General features: G+C 71.6%; 18 protein-coding genes. 8 read left to right on the forward strand and 10 right to left on the reverse strand.

Going from position 1 to position 23,101, the window contains the following annotated elements:
- The first annotated feature begins 80 nt into the window (after positions 1–80).
- The 4 genes from ACIQPR_RS14790 to ACIQPR_RS14805 all read left to right on the forward strand — a co-directional run bounded on the left by ACIQPR_RS14790 (position 81) and on the right by ACIQPR_RS14805 (position 4,988).
- Complete coding sequence (locus tag ACIQPR_RS14790) at positions 81–1,640, forward strand: ABC transporter substrate-binding protein (RefSeq protein ID WP_403647200.1); 1,560 nt, start codon at positions 81–83, stop codon at positions 1,638–1,640.
- Between the two features lie 134 nt (positions 1,641–1,774).
- Positions 1,775–2,665: an ABC transporter permease gene (locus ACIQPR_RS14795; RefSeq protein ID WP_403647926.1), complete on the forward strand. Its 891-nt coding sequence runs from the start codon at positions 1,775–1,777 to the stop codon at positions 2,663–2,665.
- A complete protein-coding gene (locus ACIQPR_RS14800) occupies positions 2,662–3,504 on the forward strand; it encodes an ABC transporter permease (RefSeq protein ID WP_403647203.1) in 843 nt (280 codons plus the stop codon). The genes ACIQPR_RS14795 and ACIQPR_RS14800 overlap by 4 nt, the downstream gene beginning before the upstream one ends.
- Positions 3,501–4,988: an ABC transporter ATP-binding protein gene (locus ACIQPR_RS14805; RefSeq protein WP_403647206.1), complete on the forward strand. Its 1,488-nt coding sequence runs from the start codon at positions 3,501–3,503 to the stop codon at positions 4,986–4,988. The genes ACIQPR_RS14800 and ACIQPR_RS14805 overlap by 4 nt, the downstream gene beginning before the upstream one ends.
- 48 nt (positions 4,989–5,036) lie before the next feature.
- Here ACIQPR_RS14805 and ACIQPR_RS14810 read toward each other — a convergent pair whose 3' ends face one another.
- Together ACIQPR_RS14810 and ACIQPR_RS14815 are read right to left on the reverse strand one after the other, a co-directional pair.
- Positions 5,037–5,642, reverse strand: coding sequence for a hypothetical protein (locus tag ACIQPR_RS14810; protein ID WP_403647208.1), 606 nt, complete (start codon positions 5,640–5,642; stop codon positions 5,037–5,039).
- Positions 5,643–5,795: 153 nt separating this feature from the next.
- A complete protein-coding gene (locus ACIQPR_RS14815) occupies positions 5,796–7,004 on the reverse strand; it encodes a magnesium and cobalt transport protein CorA (RefSeq protein ID WP_403647211.1) in 1,209 nt (402 codons plus the stop codon).
- Positions 7,005–7,154: 150 nt separating this feature from the next.
- On the opposite strand from ACIQPR_RS14815, the gene ACIQPR_RS14820 reads away from it, so the two are divergent.
- The gene (locus tag ACIQPR_RS14820) at positions 7,155–8,270 is read left to right on the forward strand and encodes a winged helix DNA-binding domain-containing protein (protein WP_403647214.1); all 1,116 of its coding nucleotides are present in this window, start codon (positions 7,155–7,157) and stop codon (positions 8,268–8,270) included.
- A gap of 15 nt (positions 8,271–8,285) precedes the next feature.
- On the opposite strand, the gene ACIQPR_RS14825 is transcribed toward ACIQPR_RS14820, so the two are convergent.
- The 4 genes from ACIQPR_RS14825 to ACIQPR_RS14840 all read right to left on the reverse strand — a co-directional run bounded on the left by ACIQPR_RS14825 (position 8,286) and on the right by ACIQPR_RS14840 (position 13,949).
- Positions 8,286–8,933: a LysE family translocator gene (locus ACIQPR_RS14825; protein ID WP_403647217.1), complete on the reverse strand. Its 648-nt coding sequence runs from the start codon at positions 8,931–8,933 to the stop codon at positions 8,286–8,288.
- Between the two features lie 197 nt (positions 8,934–9,130).
- Entirely contained in the window at positions 9,131–9,922 is a 792-nt protein-coding gene (locus ACIQPR_RS14830) for a S1 family peptidase (RefSeq protein ID WP_403647220.1), read from the reverse strand.
- A 203-nt stretch (positions 9,923–10,125) separates the two neighbouring features.
- Entirely contained in the window at positions 10,126–12,945 is a 2,820-nt protein-coding gene (locus ACIQPR_RS14835; RefSeq protein ID WP_403647223.1) for an AAA family ATPase, read from the reverse strand.
- Positions 12,946–13,115: 170 nt separating this feature from the next.
- Entirely contained in the window at positions 13,116–13,949 is an 834-nt protein-coding gene (locus tag ACIQPR_RS14840) for a response regulator transcription factor (RefSeq protein WP_403647226.1), read from the reverse strand.
- Between the two features lie 125 nt (positions 13,950–14,074).
- Between ACIQPR_RS14840 and ACIQPR_RS14845 the strand changes: the two genes are divergently transcribed.
- Together ACIQPR_RS14845 and ACIQPR_RS14850 are read left to right on the forward strand one after the other, a co-directional pair.
- Positions 14,075–15,751, forward strand: coding sequence for an AMP-binding protein (locus tag ACIQPR_RS14845; RefSeq protein ID WP_403647229.1), 1,677 nt, complete (start codon positions 14,075–14,077; stop codon positions 15,749–15,751).
- Positions 15,748–17,427, forward strand: a complete 1,680-nt coding sequence (locus tag ACIQPR_RS14850) for an AMP-binding protein (protein ID WP_403647232.1) — start codon at positions 15,748–15,750, stop codon at positions 17,425–17,427. Before ACIQPR_RS14845 ends, ACIQPR_RS14850 begins: the two co-directional genes overlap by 4 nt.
- Positions 17,428–17,729: 302 nt before the next feature.
- On the opposite strand, the gene ACIQPR_RS14855 is transcribed toward ACIQPR_RS14850, so the two are convergent.
- Positions 17,730–18,437: a hypothetical protein gene (locus ACIQPR_RS14855; RefSeq protein ID WP_403647235.1), complete on the reverse strand. Its 708-nt coding sequence runs from the start codon at positions 18,435–18,437 to the stop codon at positions 17,730–17,732.
- 169 nt (positions 18,438–18,606) lie between these two features.
- On the opposite strand from ACIQPR_RS14855, the gene gcl reads away from it, so the two are divergent.
- Positions 18,607–20,391: a glyoxylate carboligase gene (gcl, locus tag ACIQPR_RS14860; RefSeq protein ID WP_403647238.1), complete on the forward strand. Its 1,785-nt coding sequence runs from the start codon at positions 18,607–18,609 to the stop codon at positions 20,389–20,391.
- A gap of 107 nt (positions 20,392–20,498) precedes the next feature.
- Here the strand turns inward: gcl and ACIQPR_RS14865 are convergent, their stop codons facing one another.
- The 3 genes from ACIQPR_RS14865 to ACIQPR_RS14875 all read right to left on the reverse strand — a co-directional run bounded on the left by ACIQPR_RS14865 (position 20,499) and on the right by ACIQPR_RS14875 (position 22,959).
- Positions 20,499–20,738, reverse strand: coding sequence for a hypothetical protein (locus ACIQPR_RS14865; RefSeq protein WP_403647241.1), 240 nt, complete (start codon positions 20,736–20,738; stop codon positions 20,499–20,501).
- Between the two features lie 468 nt (positions 20,739–21,206).
- Positions 21,207–22,097 carry a 2-hydroxy-3-oxopropionate reductase gene (locus ACIQPR_RS14870; protein WP_403647244.1) on the reverse strand — a complete coding sequence of 297 codons (891 nt, stop codon included), beginning with the start codon at positions 22,095–22,097 and terminating at the stop codon, positions 21,207–21,209.
- Between the two features lie 22 nt (positions 22,098–22,119).
- Positions 22,120–22,959, reverse strand: coding sequence for a TIM barrel protein (locus tag ACIQPR_RS14875; RefSeq protein WP_403647247.1), 840 nt, complete (start codon positions 22,957–22,959; stop codon positions 22,120–22,122).
- Positions 22,960–23,101: the final 142 nt, after the last annotated feature.

Consider the following 23,101-nt stretch of genomic DNA (forward strand, 5'->3'; position numbering starts at 1 on the left):
GGGGTGCCTTGCGGAGTCTGGCCGGTTCAGGTTAGGTAAACCTAAGAAACGGCCGGCGCGACCTGAGACGAGGGCAAGACGTGGGAGTCACCAGACGACAGCTGCTGTGGGCCGGAACCGGCTTCGGAGCGGCCGGATTTCTCGCGGCGTGCAGCGGCGGCCAAGCGGACTCCGAGGGGGCCGCGGCCACTGGTGCCGCGACCGGGAAGCCCCGCTCCGGCGGCACCCTGAGAGTGGGCGCACTGGGCCGCGCGAGTGCGATCACCCGGGACCCGCACGGCACCCAGGCCAACGAGAGCGACTACCTCATCCTCGCCCTCGTCTTCGACACCCTCACCGTCCCCGGCGCGACGACCAACACCGCGCCACGGCTCGCCACTTCGTGGAAGCCGTCGACGGACCTGAGGACCTGGAAGTTCAAGATCGCCGACGGTGCCGTCTTCCACGACGGCACACCGGTCACCGCCGAGGACGTCGTCTGGTCGCTCAAGCGGCTGCGCGGCACCCCCTCCGGCGCGGCCCGCCTGCCCGGCATCCAGGCGAAGAACATCAGCGCCGAGGGCACCGACACCGTCGTCCTCGTCTCCGACTACGCCAACGCCGAGTTCCCGCTCCTGACCCGCTTCACCTCCTTCGTGCTGAAGAAGGACACCAAGGACTCCGAGATCGCCAAGGCGCCCGGGACCGGCCCGTTCGCACTGGACTGGTTCCGCGGCGGGAACGCCCGCCTGGTGCGCAACGACAAGTGGTACGGCGGCACCGTGCACCTCGACGCGATCGAGGTCACCATGTTCGAGACCCCGCAGGCGATGGCCAACGCGCTGCTCGCCGGGCAGATCGACCTCGCCTCCAACGCCGGGGCCCTCGCCGCCCGTACCGCCGCGTCCCGCAAGGACGTCCAAGTCCTGCGCCGCCCCGACGACATGGCGATGCCGATCGTCATGCGCACCGCCAAGGGCAGTCCCTTCGCGGACCGACGCGTGCGTGAGGCCATGCGCCTGACCGTCGACCGGAAGGCGATGGTCGAGCAGGTGCTGTCCGGCTACGGCACCGTCGCCAACGACATCCTGGGCACCGGCGACCCCGACTACGCCAAGGACATCCCGCAGCGCGAGCGCGACCTGACCAAGGCCCGACAGCTGCTGAAGGACGCGGGCTTCGACCTGTCCAGGACCTACGAACTGGTCACCACCGAGGACATCTCCGGACTCGCCGACTCCGCGACCCTGTTCGCCAACCAGGCCCGCGAGGCCGGGATCAGGATCAAGGTCGTCAAGCAGGAGTCCGGCGCGTTCTGGGAGAAGACCTGGAAGACCGGCGACCTCTACACCACGTACTGGGGCACCAACGACTCGGTGATCTTCTTCGCCTCCAAGACCATGGTCGGCGAAGCGGGCCAGAACGAAGCCGGCTGGCACGACACCGGATTCGACGCCGCCTACCGCCAGGTCATCGGCACCGCCGACGAGAGCAGGCGCGCGACGGCGCTGAAGGAACTCCAGCGGATCGAGTACGACCGCTCCGGCTATCTGCTGTGGGGCATGGCCGACGGCATCGATCTCGCCGCCGCGAAGGTCCGGAACCTGCCCAGGCTCGCCGGCTACGGCCGCGTCCAACTCGAAGGCGTGTGGCTGAGTTGAGCCGCACCGCCGGTACCGCAGGCACCGCAGGCACCGCCCCGGTGGCCGTCCCCGACACCGGGGCGGCCACCGCCCCCCGCCGGGCCGGGCACCTCGCCGCCCGCGTCGCGGGAGTCGTCGGGCGGCGACTGCTGATGCTCGCCGTGCTGCTCGCGCTGGTCTTCGCGGCGGTCGAACTGCTCCCGGGAGACGCGGCCAAGGCCTCCGCCGAGCGCGGGGAGAGCGCCGCCGACCTGGCCGCACGCCGCCACCTGCTGGGCCTGGACCGTCCGGTGTGGGAGCGCTTCGCCGACTGGATGACCGCCCTGCCCACCGGTGACCTCGGCACCTCGGCGCGCGGCCGGAAGGTCACCGAACTGCTCGCCGACCCGCTGCCCAACACCCTTGTCCTGGCGGGCGTCTCGTTCGCGATCACCGTGATTTTGGCGCTGCTGCTGGGCTGTTGGGCCGCCGCCCGCCCCGGCCGGGTCACCGACCGCGTCATCACGCACACCTCGACCGCCGCGTTCGCCGTACCCGAATTCGTGGTGTCGGCCGCCCTGTTGCTCGTGCTGTCCCTGTGGACGGGATGGCTGCCCGCCGTCACGGTGACCGGCGGCGACGGCAGACCCGAGACCTGGACCATGCTGATCATGCCGGTCCTCGCCCTGGTCGTCCCGCAGACCGGGTGGAACACCCGCGTCGTACGCGGCGCACTGGCGGACCAGGCGTCCACCCCGCATGTGGAGGCCGCCCACTTCGACGGCCTGCCCGTCCACCGGATCCTGCTGAAGCACCAACTCCCCGGCGCGGTACCGGCCATCGCCGCCGGTATGGCCACCTCCACCGGGCTGCTGTTCGGCGGGGCGGTCGTGGTGGAGACCCTGTTCAACTACCCCGGGATCGGCACCGTCCTGGCCGGGGCGGTCGCCGCACGTGACACCCCGCTCATCGCCGGGGTCGTCATGTGCGCCGGAGCCGTCATCAGCCTGGTGCTGCTGGCCGCCGACCTCGTCCGCCACGCCACCCTGGGAGCCCGCGCATGACCGCCGTGCTGCCGGCCGCCCGCCGGCCCGCCCGCCGCGCGAGAGCCGTCGTACTCCTCGCGCTCGCCGGCCTGCCGTTGCTGCTGGCGCTGGCCGGACCGCTCCTCGCGCCGCACACGATCGACACCCCCGTCACCGCCCCCTTCGCCGCACCCGGCGACGGAGCGCCGCTCGGCGGAGACCAACTCGGCCGCGACGTGCTCAGCCGCGTCCTGCACGGCGGCACCCTCCTCACCGCGGGCGCCCTGCTGGTCGCCGTCGTCACGACCCTGGCGGCCACCCTGATCGGCTGCGTCGCCGCGCTGCGGCCCGTACTCGGCCGCGCGGTCGAGCGCGCCGCCGACCTCGTGATCCTGCTGCCGCCCCTGCTGGGCATCATGCTCATCGCCTTCGCCTGGCCCGGCGGCGGACGCCGGGCCGTGATCGCCGCCGCCGTCGTCCTCGGCACGCCGTACGCGGTCAGGATCGTCGCCGCCGCCGCGTCCCCGCTCGCCACGGCCGGATATGTCGAAGCCGCCCTGGCCCGCGGCGAGTCCACCCCCTACATCGCCCTGCGCGAGATCCTGCCGAACCTCCGCGCCACCGTCCTCGCCCTCTTCGGACTGCGCTTCGTCGAAGCGGTCTACGTCATCTCCATGGCCGGGTTCCTCCAGATCGGACCCCAACCCCCCGCCTCCGACTGGTCGCTGATGGTCCGTGAGAACGCCTCCGGCATCCTCCTCAACCCGTGGGCCGTCCTCGCCCCCAGCCTGGCCATCGCCCTGCTGGCCATCGCCGTCAACCTGGTCACGCTCTCCCTCGCTCCCGACACCACCACGAAGGCGGTGACCCGCGCATGAGCGACCTCGCCCCCGCCACCACCACCTCCCAAGACCCGGCACAAGCATCCCTCGTCTCCGTCACCGGCCTCGAAATACGCCTGCCCGACGGCCCGGTCCTACTGCCCGAGACCACCGCGCGGATCCACCCCGGGCAGATCACCGCCCTCATGGGCGCCTCCGGCTCGGGCAAGACCACCCTGCTGCGCGCGCTCATCGGCCACCTGCCCCGAGGGGCCGCCGTCACCGGCACCCTCGACGTCCTCGGCCACGCCCCGCACCGGCTCCCGGCCCACGAACTGCGCACACTGCGCCGTACGACGGTCGCCTACGTCGGACAGGACCCCGGCTCCGCCCTCAACCCCCGTATGACCGTGCGCCGTCTGGTCGCCGAACTCGCCACCGACCCGGGCGAGGAGAAGGTCCTCGGCCTGCTCGCCGAGTGCCGCCTGCCCGTCGACACCGGGATCGCCGACCGCAGACCCACCGCTCTCTCCGGCGGACAGCAACGACGCGTCGCCCTCGCCCGCGCCCTGGCCCGCACCCCCAGGATCCTTCTCCTGGACGAGCCCACCGCCGGACTCGACGCGGCGGTGCGCGCGGAGATCGCCGACCTGCTGCGCCACCTCGCCACCGGCCGGAACCTCGCGGTCGTCATCGCCACCCACGACCCGCACCTCGTCGAGTCCTGCGCCGACCACACCGTCCGCCTCACCCCCGGGACCACGTCGGCGCCGCGCGCCGCCGCCGGCGTGTCCGACGCCCCAACCCGCCCGTACGACAAGCTCGTTGGAGACCGCATCAGCGCGCGGGCGATCGACGCGTTCTTCCCGGACGGCCGCCGCCGGAGCCCCGCACTGACGAACGTCTCCTTCACCGCCGCCCCCGGTTCGGCCGCCGCCGTCATCGGGCCCTCGGGCTCGGGCAAGACCACCCTGCTGCGCGTCCTGGCCGGACTCCACCCCGCGCACACCGGACAACTCGCCCTCGACGGCGGCCCCTTGGCCCCACGAGTACGGCGCCGCACACAGGAACAGCGACGCCGTGTGCAACTCGTCCCGCAGAATCCCCTCGCCGCGCTCAACCCCCGGCACACCGTGGGCCGTCAACTGGCCAGACCTCTGCGCCTGTTCGCGGACCTGCCCAGGAGCGCCCGCCCCGAGCGCGTGGCCGAACTCCTCCGGCAGGTCGGCCTGCCCGCCGACTGCGCCGACCGCCACCCCGGCGAACTGTCCGGCGGACAACGCCAGCGCGTCTCCATCGCCCGCGCCCTCGCCGCCGACCCCGACGTCCTGCTCTGCGACGAGGTCACCTCCGCCCTCGACGCCGACACGGCGACCGCCGTCATGGACCTCCTGACCCGCCTGCGGACGGAACACCGGCTGACCCTGGTCGTGGTCTCCCACGAACACCACCTGGTCGCCCGCTACACCGACACCGTCCACGTGCTCGACGCCGGTCGCATCACCGACAGCGGCCCTACGACCGCGATACTGCCCGCCTGAGACTCCCGGGGCGCCCGCGTCTCCTGCCCGACGGCGTGGCCCGCACTCTCACCCGTCGTCGCGCCGCACGAGCCGGAAGCTGCCCGCCGACCGCTTCCGCCCCGGCTTCCTGGGGCGGTACGACGACGGGACGTAGACCTTGGGCCTGCGGGACCGGACGTGCCGGGCCGCCTCCAGCAGGGCGACCAGGGTGGGCGACGCGCGCCACAGCCGGCGAAGCCGGTGCGTGCTCAGCCCCGCCGCGTCGGCGGCTTCCCCGAACGGCACGCCTCCGCTCATCGCCACGACCACGACACGCACCGTCGCGGGGTTCTGCGACGGACCGAGGCCACCCGCGTGGGCCACGGCCAGGGCCGAGGCCGCCCGGACGGCGGCGGCGAAGTCCGCGTCGTTCGCCAGCCACTGATGAAGCAGATGCTCGGAGACCCCGGCCCACACGGCCGCCGCCCGCGGACCAAGCCCCCGCGCGGTGGCCTGAAGGACGTCCGCCATCCGCGCGAGCCGTTCCTGCCGTTCGTCCGGCAGTCCGCCGAGAGCCGCGCGGAAGGTCTGCTCGACCTCGCCACGGGCAGCCAGCCACTCCACCGCCTGCTCGGCTCGTGGAACCGCGGCACTGACGGCTTCGGCGCCGGGCCTCCTGCTCTCGGACGTCATCTCCCTCCCGGGCCGGGCACCTCGATACGCACCGAAGGGCCGACGGCACGGACCTCGCCGCCCGGCCGGAGCAGAGTCTACGTAAATGTAGACGGTCGGGGAAGGGTGTCCTTGCTCGTCACAGCGGCGGTCGCGCGCCGCCGCACACTCCACTCAGAGCCAGTCCTTCCGCTTGAAGATCACATACAGACTGGTGCACACCACCGCCATCAGCACGATCGCGAACGGATACCCGAGCACCCAGTGCAACTCCGGCATCCGGTCGAAGTTCATGCCGTAGATCGTGCCGACCAGCGTCGGGGCGAAGAGGATCGCCGCCCACGACGAGATCTTCTTGATCTCCTCGTTCTGTTCGAACCCCGCCTCCGCCAACGCCCGCATCTCCGCGTTCTGTTGCTGGGTCACCAGGGTCGCGTTCACCGTGAGGATGTCCGTGAGGGCCTGGCGGAAGCCGTCGACGCGTTCGCTGGTGTGGGTGACGTGGTCGGCCACGTCACGGAGATAGCGCTGGAGTTCCTCGTCCGTGCCGTACTTCGCGAAGCCCGCCATCAGGCTGTGCAGCATGCCGACGAGCGGGCGGGTCGCGCGCTGGAACTCGACCATTTCCCGGGAGAGTTCGTAGATGCGGCGGGAGACCGCCGGGTCGCCGCGGAAGACCTCCGTCTCGATCTCGTCGATGTCGGTCTGCACACCGGCGACCACCGGCGCGTAGCCGTCGACGACCGCGTCGAGGATCGCGTACAGCACCGCCTCGGGGCCGAGTTTCAGCAACTCCGTGGATTCCTCCATGCGTTGGCGCACCGCCGACAGGTCGGGGGCCGCGCCGTGCCGGACCGTGATCACGAAGTCCGGGCCGACGAAGACATGCAGTTCGCCGAAGTCGACCTCCTCCGGTGTGTCCAAGTACCGGGCCGCGCTGAGGACCACGAAGAGCGTGTCGCCGTAGCGTTCCAGCTTCGGCCGCTGGTGGGCCTCCATCGCGTCCTCGACCGCCAGCGGGTGGAGGTCGAACTCCTCGGCCAGGGAAAGGAGTTCGCGTTCGGTGGGGCGGGCGAGGCCGATCCAGGCCATGCCGGACGGCTGTTCGCGCAGTTCGCGGAAGGTGTCGGCCAGGGTGTCCGGTGCCGAGACCCGCACCCCGTCCCGGTACAGGGCCGCCTGGACGACGCTGCCCACGTCGGACGGTTCCTGGGGTGGCTCGGTGGCGGCGGACGCCGGGGGCTCGGGCGCCGGCGTCGACGGCGGGGCGGGTGCGCGACGCCAGCCGGACATGCGGCCGCTCCTGCCGCTCCTGCCGCTCTTGCCGTCGGCCCTGTCGGCCTTGCCGTTCTTCGAAGGGGGGCGGGCGCGTCGCTGGGGCATCACGGTGCCTCTCGATCGAGCCTACGGATACGTGATCACGGGGCACGAGCAGGATATACGGGGCATATGGACTGGGCGTGTGCGCCAGGTTCCGGAACCGGCGAGAGTTGCGGACCGAAGGTGTCCGCGACGGCGACTAGCTTGCGGAGCATGACGACCAAGGCGGCTGCCTCGCACCCTCCCGTACTCGACGTCCGCGCCCTCAACCGCGCGACCCTCCACCGGCAACTCCTGCTGAGCCGCTCCCCGCTCCCCGCCCACGCAGCCGTCGAGCATCTCCTCGGCCTCCAGGCCCAGAACGTCAAGCCGCCGTACTACGCGCTCGCCGCCCGCCTCCACGGTTTCGTGCCCGAGGACCTGTCCGGGCTGATGGCGGAGCGCGCGGTCGTGCGGATCGTCACCATGCGGTCCACGATCCACACCCACACCGCCGCCGACGCCCTCATCCTGCGCCCCCTCGTGCAGGCCGCCCGTGACCGTGAACTGGGCGCCTTCCGCAAGGGGCTCGTCGGGGTGGATCTCGACCGGCTCGCCGTACTCGCCCGCGCGCTCGTCGAGGCCGGGCCGCGCACCATGAAGGAGCTGCGCGAAGCCCTGCTCGTCGAGTGGCCGGACGCCGACCCGCAGGCCCTCGCCATCGCCGCCCGCTGCAAGCTCCCCCTCGTCCAGGTCACCCCGCGCGGACTGTGGGGCCGCAGCGGTCAGGTCGCGCTCACCACCGTCGAGCACTGGCTCGGCCGGCCCGCCGAACCGGCGCCCGCCCCCGACGCGACCGTGCTCCGCTATCTCGCCGCCTTCGGCCCCGCCTCCGTCAAGGACATGCAGACCTGGTCCGGCCTGACCCGGCTGCGCGCGGCCTTCGAGCGCCTGCGTCCACGACTCGTCACCTTCCACGACCCGAACGGCGTCGAACTCTTCGACCTCCCGGACGCTCCCCGCCCCGCCGCCGACACTCCGGCCCCGCCGCGCTTCCTGCCCGAGTTCGACAACCTGCTCCTCTCCCACGCCGACCGCACCCGGGTCGTACCCGCCGCCCACTGGGGGCGCGCGTGGCGGGGAAACGTCGCCTTCCGCACGTTCCTCGTCGACGGTTTCCTCGCCGGGGTGTGGAAGATCGACGACGCCGACCGTCACCTCGTCATCGAGCCCTTCGGCCGGTTGACCAGGGTCCAGCGGGACGAGGTGTGCGAGGAGGGGGCGCGGATGCTCGGCACCATGCACGCGGGGACGTCGTACGACATCCGGTTCGGGACCGTGCTGTCGTAGTCCCGCGCTCTGCGCTCAGTCCGCCCGGCCCGTCACCGCGACCGTCACGCCCAGGCCGATCATCGTGCAGCCGCCCGCGCCGCCGATCAGGGACAGCCGGCGGTCGGAGCGGGCGAACCAGGTGCGGGCCGCCGAGGCAGTGAGGCCCCACAGGGTGTCCGTGACCAGGCCGATGGAGATGGGGATCAGGCCGAGCAGGAGCATCTGGAACGGGACGTGACCGGCCGAGTGGTTCACGAACTGGGGGAGTACGGCGGCGAAGAACACCACGCCCTTGGGGTTGGTGACGCCGACGAGGGCGCCGTCGAGGACCGTGCGGAGGTCGCCGCGCGGTTCCGTGACCGGGGCTGTCCGCAGCGCCGAGGCGCTCAGTTCCTTGCGGTGGCGGAAGGCCTGGACGCCCAGGTACACGAGGTAGGCCGCGCCCGCCAGTTTCACCGTCAGGTAGATCGTGACCGAGCGCTCGACCAGTGAGCCGATGCCGAACGCCACCGCCGTCACGAGGAGATACGAGCCGAAGACATTGCCGATCGCCGTCGCCACCGCCGTGCGCCGGCCGTGCGCGAGCGCCCGGCCGATGACGAACAGCACGCTCGGCCCCGGGATCACGATCACCAGCAGCGACATCGCCGCGAAGGCGAGAAAACGGTCCGTGGACACCATGCCTATCACCCCTGTCAGGGGGCTCATTGAAACAGGAGTCCGGGCGGGCCCTCTAGGGCCGGGGTCCGCCGGGTCCGCCCCGCACACGGATCCCGTGCGTGGGGCCCGCACATGGATAGGGTGCGTTGCGGGCTGCTCGTGGAAGCCCGCAACGCACCCTGGTTCTTCCCTGAGGAGTACTCAGGAGACCTTCCGGGTTACGAGTTGACCTGTGTGGTCACCAGGCTGGAGAAGGTGGTCAGCCGGGTGTAGACACCCGGGTAACCGGCCTCCGCACAGCCCTCGCCCCAAGAAGTGATCCCTGCCAGGACGCCCCCGATGAGCAGGGGACCGCCGCTGTCGCCCTGGCAGGTGTCTACGCCGCCGGACGTGTATCCGGCGCAAACCATGTCGGACGCGATGAAGTCCGAACCGTAGGAGCTCTTGCAGCTGGAGTCGGACACGATCGGGACGGTCGCGGTCCGCAGCTGGTTGGAGGAGCTGCCGTTCTCCGAGGTGGTGCCCCAGCCGAGGATGCGGGCGGTGGTGCCGGCCGCGTACACGCTGGTCTGGGACGAGGAGACGTACGACGCCGTGGTGTACGGCATCGAGGTCGAGAGGGTCAGGACGGCCACGTCGTCGCCGTTGGTGGCGTCCGTGTAGCCGGGGTTGATCCAGATCTTGCTGACCTTGCTGACGGTGCCGTTCGTACCGTTGAGGTACGTACGGCCGCCGACCACGCGGACGCTGCTGGTGGTCTCGCCGACCATGCAGTGGGCGGCGGTGACCACTTTGGTGGCGGAGACGAGCGTGCCGCCGCAGAACTGGTTCTGCGAGGCGTCCGTGATCTGCATGACGAACGGGTACGACGTCGTCGTGGTCGTGGAACCGCCGACGATGGGCTGGGGGGCTGCCACAGCGGTGGGGGCGCTGAGCAGTGCGGTCGCTGCGGCAGCGGCGGCTGCTGCGACGACTGCGGTGGTTCTCTTTGCGCGGTTGAGCCCGAACATGAGTCTCCTCATTGGGTTGCCGGTGGGGGGTCGCGCGGGTGTGGGGGTGTGCTACGGGGGTCGCGGGACCGACCCCCGTATGCCCGGGCGAGCGGCACACCCATAAGCTAGAACCCGGCACACCCTGCTCCCAATGAGGGAACCCCCTAGGGGAGTTGGGCAGGGAAAACCCTCGGTCGCCGCACAGTTAACCCGTAGGGTCCTCAGTTCGGACGGCGCCCCGCCGCCAGTCGGACGATATCCACCCGGGAGCGGATCCCCAACTTCCGGTAGACCCTGGTCAGGGTCGCCTCGACCGTCTTGACGCTGATGAACAGCCGGGCGGCGATCTCCCGGTTGGTGGCGCCCTCCATGACGAGCGCGGCGACCTGACGCTCCATCGAGGCCAGCCCGTCGAGTCCGTCCAGGGCGGGCGGCGCGGGGGCGGGCGCGGGCGCCGGCTCCGGCGGGCGGGTGACGGCGGCCTCGTCGACCTGCCGCAGCCAGGGCAGGGCACGGCAGCGCCGGAAGAGGCGGGCCGCCTCGTCGTACGACGTGGGGCCGGGCTGCCCGGTGCGCAGCGACGCCAGCGCGAAGGCGGCGCGTGCCTCCTCCAGGCCGTAGCCGAGTTTGGCGAGCCGGTCCTGGACGGACGTCAGCTGCGCCACCGCCGCGTCGTGCTCGCCGTGGGCGGCGCGCACCAGGGCCTCGGCACGGTCGAGTACGGCCAGCACGCTCTCGCGGCCCAGGCGCAGCGCGCGTTCCCGGGTCACGTCGATGACGTCCTGGGCCTCGGCGGTCTCGCCGACCCGGACGAGGGCCTCGGCGAGGTCGCCGTGCCAGCGTCCGCGTGCCGGGTCGGTCACCTTGAGGGCCTGCTCCAGTTCGCGGACCCGGCGCAGGGAGCGGACGGTGCCGTGGGCGTCCCCGGCGACCAACTGGGCGTATCCCAGCGCGCCGAGGGCCCGGGACAGATACATCTGGTCGCCGTCCTCCTCGGCGTGCTCGACCGCTTCCCGCGCCAGCGCGAGGGCCTCCTCGACGTCACCGCCGGAGGCCTCGGCGAGCGCGGTGAGCATCGCGGACGCGGTCTGGCCGATCCCGGAGTCACGGGCCAGCCGCAGGCCCTCGCGGGCCAGGTCGAGGGCGCGGCCGCAGTGCCCGGAGCGCAGTTCGGTCTCGGCGAAGCCGCGCAGGAAGTGCACCTCGCTCTCCACCGAGCCGCGCCGCCGCACCTCGCGCAGCAGCGCGGTGATGGTGGCGCGGGCCTCCGGCAGCTGGTCGCTCATCACCAGCCAGCGGAAGCGGGCCGAACCGGCGCCGTTGTGATGACAGGCCACCCGCGGGTCCTGGGGCTCCTTCAGCGCGCGCTTGATGGTGTGCGGGGCGTCCGGATGGCCCATCAGGGTCTCGGCCTGCGCCTGGAAGGAGAGCGCGAGGAGTTCGGTGCGCCGGTCGCCGGCGAGCGCGGCGAGTTCGGCCGAGCGGGCGGTCTCCGCCCGGGCCTCGGCGAAGTCGCCCTCCACCAGCAGGGCGCGCCACGCCAGTTGGTAGCGGACCAGGGCGAGCAGCCTGGGGTCGTCGCCCGCGTCGGCGAGGGCCTGCGGGAAGACGGCGTCGACGTCCGCCATCGAGTGGCCGGCCGTGTCGATGACGATGATCCAGGCCCGCACCCGCTCGGCGGGCACCGAGGTCCGGGTCAGCACCTCGCGCGCGATGTCCCGGGCGAGGTCCAGCTCGCCCGCGGTGATCGCGTCCTCGGCCGCCTGTAGCCGCCGTTCGTCGGGACCCGGCGCGCCCTCGTTCGGGGTGTGCCGGGCCGCCAGCAGTCCGAGGGACGCGGCGACCGAGGGCGCCCCGCGGTCCCGGGCCAGGGTCGCGGCCTCGGCGAGCCGGGCGGCGACCTCCGGGTCGGTGCCGGTGGTCGCCAGCGCCAGGTGCCGGGCGCGCTCGATGGGGTCCGAGGCGGCCGTGGACAGGGCCGCGTGCGCGGCCCGCCGCTCCTGCGCGGGCGTCTCCGCGTACAGCGCGGCGGAGATCAGCGGGTGCGCGAACCGTACGGCGGGACCCTCGGGTTCCGTTGCCAGCAGGCCGAGTTCGGCCGCCTGCGCGGTCTCCGCCTCGGCGTTCTCGCGGCCCGCCGTCTGGAGCAGGGCCACCGTCGGCCGGGCGCCGGCGCTCGCGACCAGCAGGGTGCGGCGGGCCTCGGCGGGCAGCATGTCCAGCCGGCTGAGCACCAACGCGCGCAGTGACGTCGGCACGGGCAGCGGCTCGCCGGGGCGGGGCGGGGTGGGGTTCTCGGCGAGGGCGCGGCCGAGTTCGAGCGCGAACAGCGGGTTGCCGCCGCTGGTGCGGTGGATCTCGCGGACGGTGGAGCGGGGCAGTCCGGTGTAGCCGCGGTCGTCGAGCAGCGTCGAGACCTGGGCGCGGGAGAGGGGGTTGAGCCGGAACGCGAGGGTGTCGGGCGGCGAGGCGTTCAGATAGTGGTCGTACTCCTGGCCCTCGGTGCGCACCGCGAAGATCATCTGGACCTGGGTGTCGCCGAGCCGGCGGGCGGCGAAGCCGAGGAGCTCGGCGCTGGCCGGATCCAGCCACTGAAGATCGTCCGCGACGACGAGCACGGGACCGTCGGCGGCCAGTGCGCGCAGCGCGGACAGCACGGCGAGGCGCAGGGCGAGTCCGTCGCGCTGGAGGGAGGACTCGCCGCGTCCGGTGAGCGCGGATTCCAGGGCCGTGCGCTGGGCGGCGGGCAGCCGCTCGGACACCTCGTCGAGGACCAGACCGAGGAGGTCGGCGAGGGCCAGGAAGGGGAGATGCGATTCGGACTCCGTGGCCGAGCAGCGCAACACGGTCCGCGCCGCGTCGCCGTATTCCGCGCCCAGGGCCCGCAGGACGGTCGACTTTCCTATTCCGGCGGGACCGTGGAGCAGCACACTGCCACCGCCGGCGAGCTGGTCGCGGGCGGCGTTGAACATGTCCTCCCGGCCGATGACCAGGTCGGGGCGGCATCTGGCAGGCTCCTTGAAGTCCCGTCGCACGGTCACCGCTCCCCTCGTGTCGTGTCCGGGCCAATATTAGGCAATCGGTCCTTGAAATTCGGATGGACTGGGTCGTGAGGGAAATAACAACCGTGTGACAGGAGCAAATTCAAAGCTCCGATGAATGAATAGCCGGCCGCCGAGGAGGCCCGTCCCGGGGGCCGGGCGGCCCCGGCTCACGGCAGCACCCCCGCCCGCCGGGCCGCCACCACGGCCTCTCCGCGCGTGTGCGCGCCGAGCTTGCGCATCGCCGAGCGCAGATACCCCTTCACCGTCTCGGGCCGCAGTCCGAGCCGCTGGGCCGCCACCGCGTTCGTCGCCCCGGCCGCCACACACGCCAGTACGTCCAGTTCCCGGGGCGCCAGTTCCACGTCCCCGGCGACCGCCTCGGCCGTCAACAGGCCGCAGGCGTCCAGGAGTTCGGCCCGCAGCGCCGGATCCGGGATGCGCGGGGCCAGCGCCCGCAGCGCCGCGTGCGCCTCCCGCACCTGCTCCCACACCGCGCTCGCCGCCGGGTCGGGGGCCGGTGCCGGGCGGGCCGCGCTCAGCAGCTCCCGCACCTCCTCCCGCACCACGAGCGCCTGCTCCACGTCCCGGGCCGCCTCCATCGCCGCGCTCAGCATCCGGTCGCCCAGCGGCTGGGCGGTGCGCAGCGCGCCGTAGAGGACACCGCGCACCTTGCGCCGTACGACGACCGGGACCGCGAGGATCGCGCGCAGGCCCTCGGCGGCCACCGGGGCGTCGTACTCGTGGCTGATCTGGCGGGAGGCGGAGTAGTCCAGGACCGCGCAGGGACGGGCGAGGGCGACCGCCTTGCCGCCGAGGCCGTTGCCCGTGCTGACCGCGAGGGCGCGCAGGGCGGGGGTCGCGGTGCCGCTCAGTTCGCTGATGCGCATCTGCTGCCGGCCGGCCTCGACCAGACCGCCGAAGGCGACCGGCAGCCCCGTACCGCGCCGGAGCCGCGCCAGCGCCGCCTGGATCTCCACCGTCCCCGCCGCGTCCGTCGTCACCCGATCGCCCCTTCGTCGCGGCCGTTGTGCCGCACACACCCCCGTACGGGGGTAGTGAGACCCACATCACGGATTACACGATGTCAGAGAGCCGCCCGGCAATGGTCCGGTTATGAGGAGGACAGATGACGACGGCGAGTGAGTCGTTCCGTAGTGCGCGGGATTTCCTGTTGGCACATCGCGAGGACTATGCCACGGCCTACGAGGGCTTCTCCTGGCCCCGGCCCGAGCACTTCAACTGGGCCTTCGACTGGTTCGACGTCATCGCGGCGGGCAACGCCCGCACCGCGCTGCACATCGTCGAGGAGGACGGCCGCGAGACACAACTGTCCTTCGGCGAGCTGTCCGTCCGCTCGGACCAGGCCGCGCACTGGCTGCGCACCCGGGGCGTCCGCGCCGAGGACCGGATCCTGGTCATGCTCGGCAACCAGGCCGAACTGTGGATCACCGCCCTGGCCGCGATGAAGCTCGGCGCCGTCGTCATCCCGGCCACCCCGCTGCTGGGCCCCGCCGACCTGCGCGACCGCGTGGAGCGCGGCCGGGTCCGGCACGCGATCGTGCGCGACGAGGACACCGCGAAGTTCGACGAGGTGCCCGGCGACTACACGCGCGTCGCCGTGGGCAGCGCGCGCCCCGGCTGGCTGGACTTCGAGGAGGTCTACGACACCTCCGCCGCCCTCTTCGTACGGGACCCCGCCCCCACCCTGGCCGACGACCCGCTGATGCTCTACTTCACCTCGGGCACCACCGCCCACCCCAAGCTGGTCGAGCACACCCACACCTCGTACCCGATCGGCCATCTCGCCACCATGTACTGGATCGGCCTCCAGCCCGGCGACGTGCACCTCAACATCTCCTCGCCCGGCTGGGCCAAGCACGCCTGGTCCAACCTCTTCGCGCCGTGGAACGCCGAGGCGACCGTCTTCATCCACAACTACACGCGCTTCGACGCGGCCCGGCTGATGGCCGAGATGGACCGCGCGGGCGTCACCACCTTCTGCGCCCCGCCGACCGTGTGGCGGATGCTCATCCAGGCCGACCTCACCCAGCTGCGCACCCCGCCCCGCGAGGCGCTGGCCGCCGGTGAGCCGCTGAACCCCGAGGTCATCGAGCAGGTCCGGCGGACCTGGGGCGTCACCATCCGGGACGGCTTCGGGCAGACCGAGACCGCCGTCCAGGTCTCCAACAGCCCCGGCCAGCCGCTGAAGACCGGCTCCATGGGCCGGCCCAGCCCCGGCTACCGCGTCGAACTCCTCGACCCGGTGTCCGGCGCCCCCGGCGCGACCGAGGGCGAGATCGCGCTCGACCTGTCCAACCGCCCCGTGGGCCTGATGACCGGCTACCACGGCGACCCCGACCGTACGGCGGAGGCGATGGCCGGCGGCTACTACCGCACCGGCGACATCGGCGCCCGCGACGAGGACGGCTACATCACCTACGTCGGCCGCTCCGACGACGTCTTCAAGGCCTCCGACTACAAGATCTCCCCGTTCGAGCTGGAGAGCGCGCTGCTGGAGCACGAGGCGGTGGCCGAGGCCGCCGTGGTGCCCGCGCCGGACGAACTGCGGCTCGCCGTACCGAAGGCGTACGTCGTGCTGGCGGCGGGCTGGGAGGCGGGACCCGACACCGCGAAGGTGCTGTTCGAGCACTCGCGCCAGGTCCTCGCCCCCTACAAGCGCGTGCGGCGGCTGGAGTTCGCCGAACTGCCCAAGACCGTCTCCGGCAAGATCCGCCGGATCGAACTGCGCGAGGCGACGGCCGCCGGGTCGGGCGCCGAGTACCGCGAGGAGGACTTCCGGTGAACTCGTACACCCATGGAACGGGCGGGACTTCACTCCTCGGCGACACGATCGGCGCCAACCTCGACCGGGCGGTGGCCGCGTGGCCCGACCGCGAGGCACTGGTGGACGTACCGTCGGGGCGACGCTGGACGTACGCCCGATTCGCCGCCGACACCGACCGGTTGGCGCGGGCGCTGCTCGCGAGCGGGGTGGCGAAGGGCGACCGGGTCGGGATCTGGGCGGTCAACTGCCCCGAGTGGGTGCTCGTCCAGTACGCCACCGCCCGCATCGGCGCGGTCATGGTGAACATCAACCCGGCCTACCGCACCCACGAGGTCGAGTACGTGCTGCGGCAGGCGGGCGTCTCGGTGCTGTTCTCCTCCGTCGCGCACAAGAGCAGCGACTACCGGGCGATGGTCGACCAAGTGCGCGGCGCGTGCCCGGAGTTGCGGGAGGTCGTGTACATCGGCGACCCGAGCTGGGAGACGCTGCTGAGCCGAGCGACGGAGACGGGGACGGTGACGGCCGCGTACCCGGAACTGTCCTGCGACGACGCGATCAACATCCAGTACACCTCGGGCACGACGGGCTTCCCCAAGGGCGCCACCCTCTCCCACCACAACATCCTCAACAACGGCTATTTCGTGGGCGAGTCGATCAACTACACCGAGCAGGACCGGATCTGTCTCCCGGTGCCCTTCTACCACTGCTTCGGCATGGTCATGGGCAACCTGGCGGCGACCTCGCACGGCGCCTGCATGGTGATCCCGGCCCCGTCCTTCGACCCGGCGGCGACACTGAAGGCGGTCCAGCAGGAGCGCTGCACGTCCCTGTACGGCGTACCGACCATGTTCATCGCGGAGTTGAACCTCCCCGACTTCGCGACCTACGACCTCTCCTCGCTCCGCACCGGCATCATGGCGGGCTCGCCCTGCCCCGTCGAGGTGATGAAACGGGTCGTCGCCGAGATGCACATGGCGGAGGTGTCCATCTGCTACGGCATGACGGAGACGTCCCCGGTCTCGCTCCAGACGCGGCGGGAGGACGACCTCGAACACCGCACCGGCACGGTCGGCCGGGTCCTTCCACACCTGGAGGTCAAGGTCGTCGACCCGGCCACCGGCGTGACCCAACCCCGGGGCACGGCGGGAGAGTTGTGCACCCGCGGCTACAGCGTGATGCTCGGTTACTGGAACGAGCCGGAGAAGACCGCCGAGGCGATCGACGCGGGCCGCTGGATGCACACGGGCGACCTGGCCATGATGCGCGAGGACGGCTACGTCGAGATCGTCGGCCGCATCAAGGACATGATCATCCGAGGCGGCGAGAACATCTACCCGCGCGAGATCGAGGAGTTCCTCTACGCCCACCCGAAGATCGCCGACGTCCAGGTGGTCGGAGTGCCCCACGAACGCTACGGCGAGGTCGTGCTGGCCTGCGTGATCCCCCGGAACCCCACGACCCCACCGACCCTGGACGAACTCCGCGCCTTCTGCCAGGACAGGCTGGCCCACTACAAGATCCCGACCCTGCTCCAGATCATGGACACGTTCCCGATGACGGTATCGGGAAAGGTACGGAAGATCGAACTACGGGAGGGGGCGGTACGGGGTGGGGGAGCGGGGGGTGACGTCTCGGACTCCCCGGGCTCCCGGGAGTCCTCGGGCCCCTCGGCGCCCCCAGCGTCCTCGAACTGAGCGTCCGCCGGGTGAAGTTGACCGGCCAAGTCGCTTATCGGCCGCGCGGCCGATGGGCACCGGGGCCGGGGCCCGAGGATGTTCTGTGTCGAGGTCGGCGGCCCGCGACGGGTTGCCACGAGTCGGTCGTGGTCGTCGTGGGCCGTCGCTGACTGGCGAACTGGTGCCCTGTGGCGCCGAGTTGGCTGGCCGCGCCGCTCACCAGGCGTGTCGTCCCGGGTTCGGGCCCGGGCCCGTGCCCGGGACGTCTCGGAGTCGGTGCGTCTGATCGGCTGGCGGTCGTGGATCTCGTCGTCCGTGAACTAACCGCCCGCCGCGTCCAGTTGGTCGGCCTGTTCGTTGACCGGCTGGGGGGTGCCCGTGAGGTCCAGGACGAAGAGGGGGACGCGCAGGGTTTCGGCGCGGGCTCGGGCTTCGTCGGCGTAGCCGGCCAGGGAGAAGTAGACGCAGTCCGTGGATTCTGTCATCGCCGTGAGCCACAGGCACTCCACGTCCCGGAGTGACGCGGGGCGGACCGTGGGGTCCACCTGTACCAGGATGCCGCGCGCGGCCAGGCCGATGCCGGACGGGGGGCGTTGGTCGGCGCGGCGGATGTCCCGGTAGCCGAGCCAGCGGAGATAGAGCGCGGCGGCCGTGACCGCGTCGCGCGCGGTGCGGATCGTGACGGGCTGGAAGGCCGGCCGGTCCCGGACCCCGGTGTCGACCAGGGCGACGCTCGCGGCCGGCTGCGCCGGCGGCTCCTCCCCGGCGACCGGGATCCGCAGCAGCGTCCCGCACGGGCAGCCCAGTTCCGGGTAGGGCCATTCGTCCAGACGCCCGCAGGCCTCGCAGCGCACCGCGATCCAGTCCTCGTCCCAGACCCGGTGGCTCACGGCCGTGGCCGCGCCGCGCGGATCCAGCGGCGGTGCCACGGGGGCACCGCAGACACAGGGATAGGACGGCGCGGCATAGACGTGCTCACGGCGGCAGGCCGGACAGCGCACCGGCACGCTCTCGGACATGCGCCCCATCGTCCTCCTGGAAACCCCTGCTTGTCCGTCTCTTGACGGCCTTCGTGGCTCCACTTACATTTCTTCCAGATAGTAGAATCTGGTTTCCGTATTGTGGAATATGGTGCGGACATCAGTCACCGCGGGCGCGACGGTGAAGCGAATCCGACAGCCGAAGCAGGAGTACTCCATGGCTCGTATGACCGCTGCCCGCGCGGCAGTCGAGATCCTCAAGCGCGAGGGCGTCAGCGACGCGTTCGGCGTCCCCGGCGCGGCGATCAACCCCTTCTACGCCGCCCTCAAGGCATCCGGCGGCATCCACCACACCCTCGCCCGGCACGTCGAGGGCGCCTCCCACATGGCCGAGGGCTACACCCGCACCCGCCCCGGCAACATCGGCGTCTGCATCGGCACCTCGGGCCCGGCCGGCACCGACATGATCACCGGCCTCTACTCCGCGACCGGCGACTCGATCCCGATCCTGTGCATCACGGGCCAGGCCCCGACCTCCGTCATCCACAAGGAGGACTTCCAGGCCGTCGACATCGCCTCGATCGCCGGACCGGTGACGAAGATGGCGGTCACCGTCCTGGAGGCGGCCCAGGTCCCGGGCGTCTTCCAGCAGGCCTTCCATCTGATGCGCTCGGGCCGCCCCGGCCCGGTCCTCGTCGACCTGCCGATCGACGTCCAGCTCACCGAGATCGAGTTCGACCCGGAGACGTACGAGCCGCTGCCGGTCTACAAACCGGCCGCGACCCGCCCCCAGATCGAGAAGGCGCTCGCCCTCCTCAACGCCTCCGAACGCCCGCTGATCGTCGCCGGCGGCGGTGTCATCAACGCCGACGCGGCCGAACTCCTCGTCGAGTTCGCCGAGTTGACCGGCACCCCGGTCGTTCCCACCCTGATGGGCTGGGGCGCCCTGCCCGACGACCACGAACTGAACGCCGGCATGGTCGGCCTCCAGACCTCGCACCGCTACGGCAACGCGACCTTCCTGGAGTCCGACTTCGTCCTCGGCATCGGCAACCGCTGGGCCAACCGCCACACCGGCAAGTTGGACGTCTACACCGCCGGACGCACCTTCGTCCACGTCGACATCGAGCCCACCCAGATCGGCCGGATCTTCGCCCCCGACTACGGCATCGCCTCCGACGCGAAGGCGGCACTGGAGCTTTTCGTCGCGGTGGCAAGGGAGTTGAAGGACGCGGGCCGCCTGCCCGATCGTTCCGCGTGGGCCGCCTCCGCGCAGGAGAAGAGGTCGACCCTCCAGCGCCGTACGCACTTCGACGACATCCCGATCAAACCGCAGCGCGTCTACGAGGAGATGAACAAGGCCTTCGGCCCGGAGACCCGGTACGTCTCCACCATCGGCCTCTCGCAGATCGCCGGCGCCCAGTTGCTGCACGTCTACCGCCCCCGCCACTGGATCAACTGCGGCCAGGCGGGCCCGCTCGGCTGGACGATCCCGGCCGCCCTGGGCGTCGCCAAGGCCGACCCCGAGGCGTCCGTCGTCGCGCTCTCCGGCGACTACGACTTCCAGTTCATGATCGAGGAGCTGGCGGTCGGGGCCCAGCACCGCATCCCGTACGTCCATGTCCTGGTGAACAACGCCTACTTGGGCCTCATCCGGCAGGCACAGCTCGGCCTGGACATCGACTTCCAGGTCAATCTGGAGTTCGAGAACATCAACTCGCCCGAGCTGGGCGTCTACGGCGTCGACCACGTCAAGGTCGTCGAGGGCCTGGGCTGCAAGGCCATCCGGGTCACCGACCCCGCCGAACTCGGCACCGCCTTCGAACAGGCGAAGAAGCTCGCCGCGGAGTTCCGCGTGCCGGTCGTCGTCGAGGCGATCCTGGAGCGCGTCACCAACATCTCCATGAGCCGGACGAACGACATCGGCGAGGTCGTGGAGTTCGAGGAGATCGCGACCGAGCCCGGCCACGCACCGACCTCGGTCAGGACGCTGAAGGTCTGAGACCGCGGGAGGAGCGGAGGGGGCCGTCCTTCGGGACGGCCCCCTCCGTCATGCTCGGGGCCGCGTCGACCCTCCTGTTCGGGGCGATGCCGACCGCCGGCCCCCGCTCACTGGTCGTGGTGTTCCGACAGTCCCGGCCAGTCCTCCGGTCCGCCGCCCTGCCACTCGATCAGGTCGCTCACCTCGACCTCGATCCGGTCCAGGTCCGCCAGCCGCAGGATCTCGACGACGTCGTCCAGATGGGAGGCGACCCCGAGGGTCTCGTCGCCGGTGGTGACCCGGCGGGAGCCGTCCAGGGCCGGGGCGTGGACCACGATGTGCGGGAACTCCGCCGGTGGATGTGTCATGCGTCAAGGCTCCTGCGCGTACGGCGGATCCGCACCCGGAAACGCCGAAGAGCGCCGTCGGCGGCGCTCTTCGTGGTGGCCGTCCGACGGCGCGAGGCTGGGCGCGACAGGACATTCGCGCCGCCGGACGGGGTCATGGTGTTTCGGCCGGGACCGCGGCGGTCGCGACGGAACCGGGGCTGCTTCTCTCAGGTCGAGAAGGAGACCCCGGGACCTTCACCACCGCACTGGCTCGCACACCGCCACGGTCCCGGCCCGCCCGTGTCGTACCGACGACCACCCCTCATCCGGGTCGTCCGGCACACACGAGCCGTCTGTTGTCGTACTGGTTGAGCTGGTTGAGCTGGTTGAGCTGGTTCAGATGGTTCGCAGCTGGTTCCGCTGGTCGGGCTGCTGGGTGTGGTTCCGGGCGGTGTCACCGCCTGGGCGCGACAGGACAGATGTCGGCGGTGGCGCCGCCCGGAAGTCTCAGAGCCGTGCGCCGGAGAGTCGCTCGACGGCGCGCAGGAGCGCCGAGTGGTCGAGGCCGCCGTCGCCCTGGGCCCGCAGCGACGCGACGAGTTGGGCCACCACCGCGCCGACCGGCAGGGCCGCGCCGACATTGCGGGCCGCGTCCGTGACGATGCCCATGTCCTTGTGGTGCAGGTCGATCCGGAAGCCCGGCTTGAAGTCGCGGTTGAGGAAGTTGTCCTTCTTCCGCGCCAGCACGGTCGAGCCCGCGAGGCCGCCGCCCAGGACGTCGAGCGCGGCGGCCAGGTCCACGCCCGACTTCTCCAGGAAGACCACGGCCTCGGCGCACGCCTGGATGTTCACGGCGACGATCAGCTGGTTGGCGGCCTTCACGGTCTGGCCTGAGCCGTGCGGACCGCACAGCACGATGGTCCTGCCGAGCGCCTCGAAGACCGGCCGCGCCTCGTCGAAGTCGGCCCGGTCGCCGCCGACCATGATGGACAGCACGGCCTCGATCGCCCCGGCCTCGCCGCCCGACACGGGGGCGTCCAGGACGCGAACTCCCTTGTCCGCGGCGGCCTTTGCCAGGTCGATCGAGGTCTGCGGGGTGATCGACGACATGTCGATCAGCAGGGCGCCGGCGCGCGTGTGCTCCAGGATGCCGTCCGGGCCGTAGGCGATGGCCTCGACCTGGGGGGACGCGGGCACCATCGTGATCACCACGTCGGCGTCGCGCACGGCCTCGGCGATGGAACCGGCCGCGCTGCCGCCGGCGGTGGCCAGGCGGTCCAACTTGTCCTGTTCCAGCGTGAATCCGGTGACGTCGTAGCCCGCCTTGAGCAGATTCTCGGACATGGGGGAGCCCATGATGCCGAGGCCTATCCAGGCGATCTTGGGAAGCGTGCTCATCGGAAGTGCCTTTCGGTGAGGGTCAGTTGGGCAGCCAGTCGAAGGCCTCGGCGCTCGGGCGGTCGCCGGGCTTGTACTCCAGGCCCACCCAGCCGTCGTAACCGGCCTTCCGCAGCCGGCCGAGGAGGTCTTCGAGGGGGAGGGTGCCGGTGCCGGGGGCGCCGCGGCCCGGGTTGTCCGCGATCTGCACATGGCCGGTCTTCGCCGCGAACTGCTCGATCACCGACGGGAGTTCCTCGCCGTTCATGGACAGGTGGTAGAGGTCCATGAGGAAGCGCGCGTTGCCCAGGCCGCTCGCCGCGTTCACCTTGTCGACGACCCCCACGGCGGCGGGGGCGCTGACGAGCGGGTAGTGCGGCGACTCGGGCCGGTTCAGCGCCTCGATCAGGAGGACCGCGCCGATCCGGTCGGCGGCACGGGCCGCGAGGACCAGGTTCTCCAGCGCGAGCGCGTCCTGCTCGGCCGGGTCGACGCCCGCGACGCGGTTGCCGTAGAGCGCGTTGAGGGCGGTGGCGCCGAGCGAGCCAGCGAAGTCGGCGGCCACGTCGATGTTCGCGCGGAACCGCTCCGACTCCTCGCCCGGGATCGACAGGGCGCCCCGGTCCGGTCCCGGGAGCTGTCCGGCGTAGAAGTTCAGGCCGGTGAGCTGGACGCCCGCGTCCTCCAACGCCCGCTTGAGGGCGTCGAGTTCGGACTGCGGCGGGGTGGGGGTGTCGACCCAGGGCCACCACAGCTCGACCGCGGTGAAGCCGGCCGCGGCTGCCGCCGCGGGGCGCTCCAGGAGCGGGAGTTCGGTGAAGAGGATCGACAGGTTGACGTCGAAGCGCTGGTCTGCGGCTGTGTCCCATGTGAAAGCTGGCATCGGGGTCGCGCTCCCTTCCGTGTCGCAATGGCGGGCGGGGATGCCGGGGCGGCTGTTGTATTCCGTATTGTGGAATATTATTTCTGCTTAATGGAAGATTGCCGTCGGGCGTCGGAGCTTGTCAAGAGGGCTCGGCGGAAAA

The organism is Streptomyces sp. NPDC091280, from assembly GCF_044768565.1.
Lineage (GTDB): Bacteria > Actinomycetota > Actinomycetes > Streptomycetales > Streptomycetaceae > Streptomyces.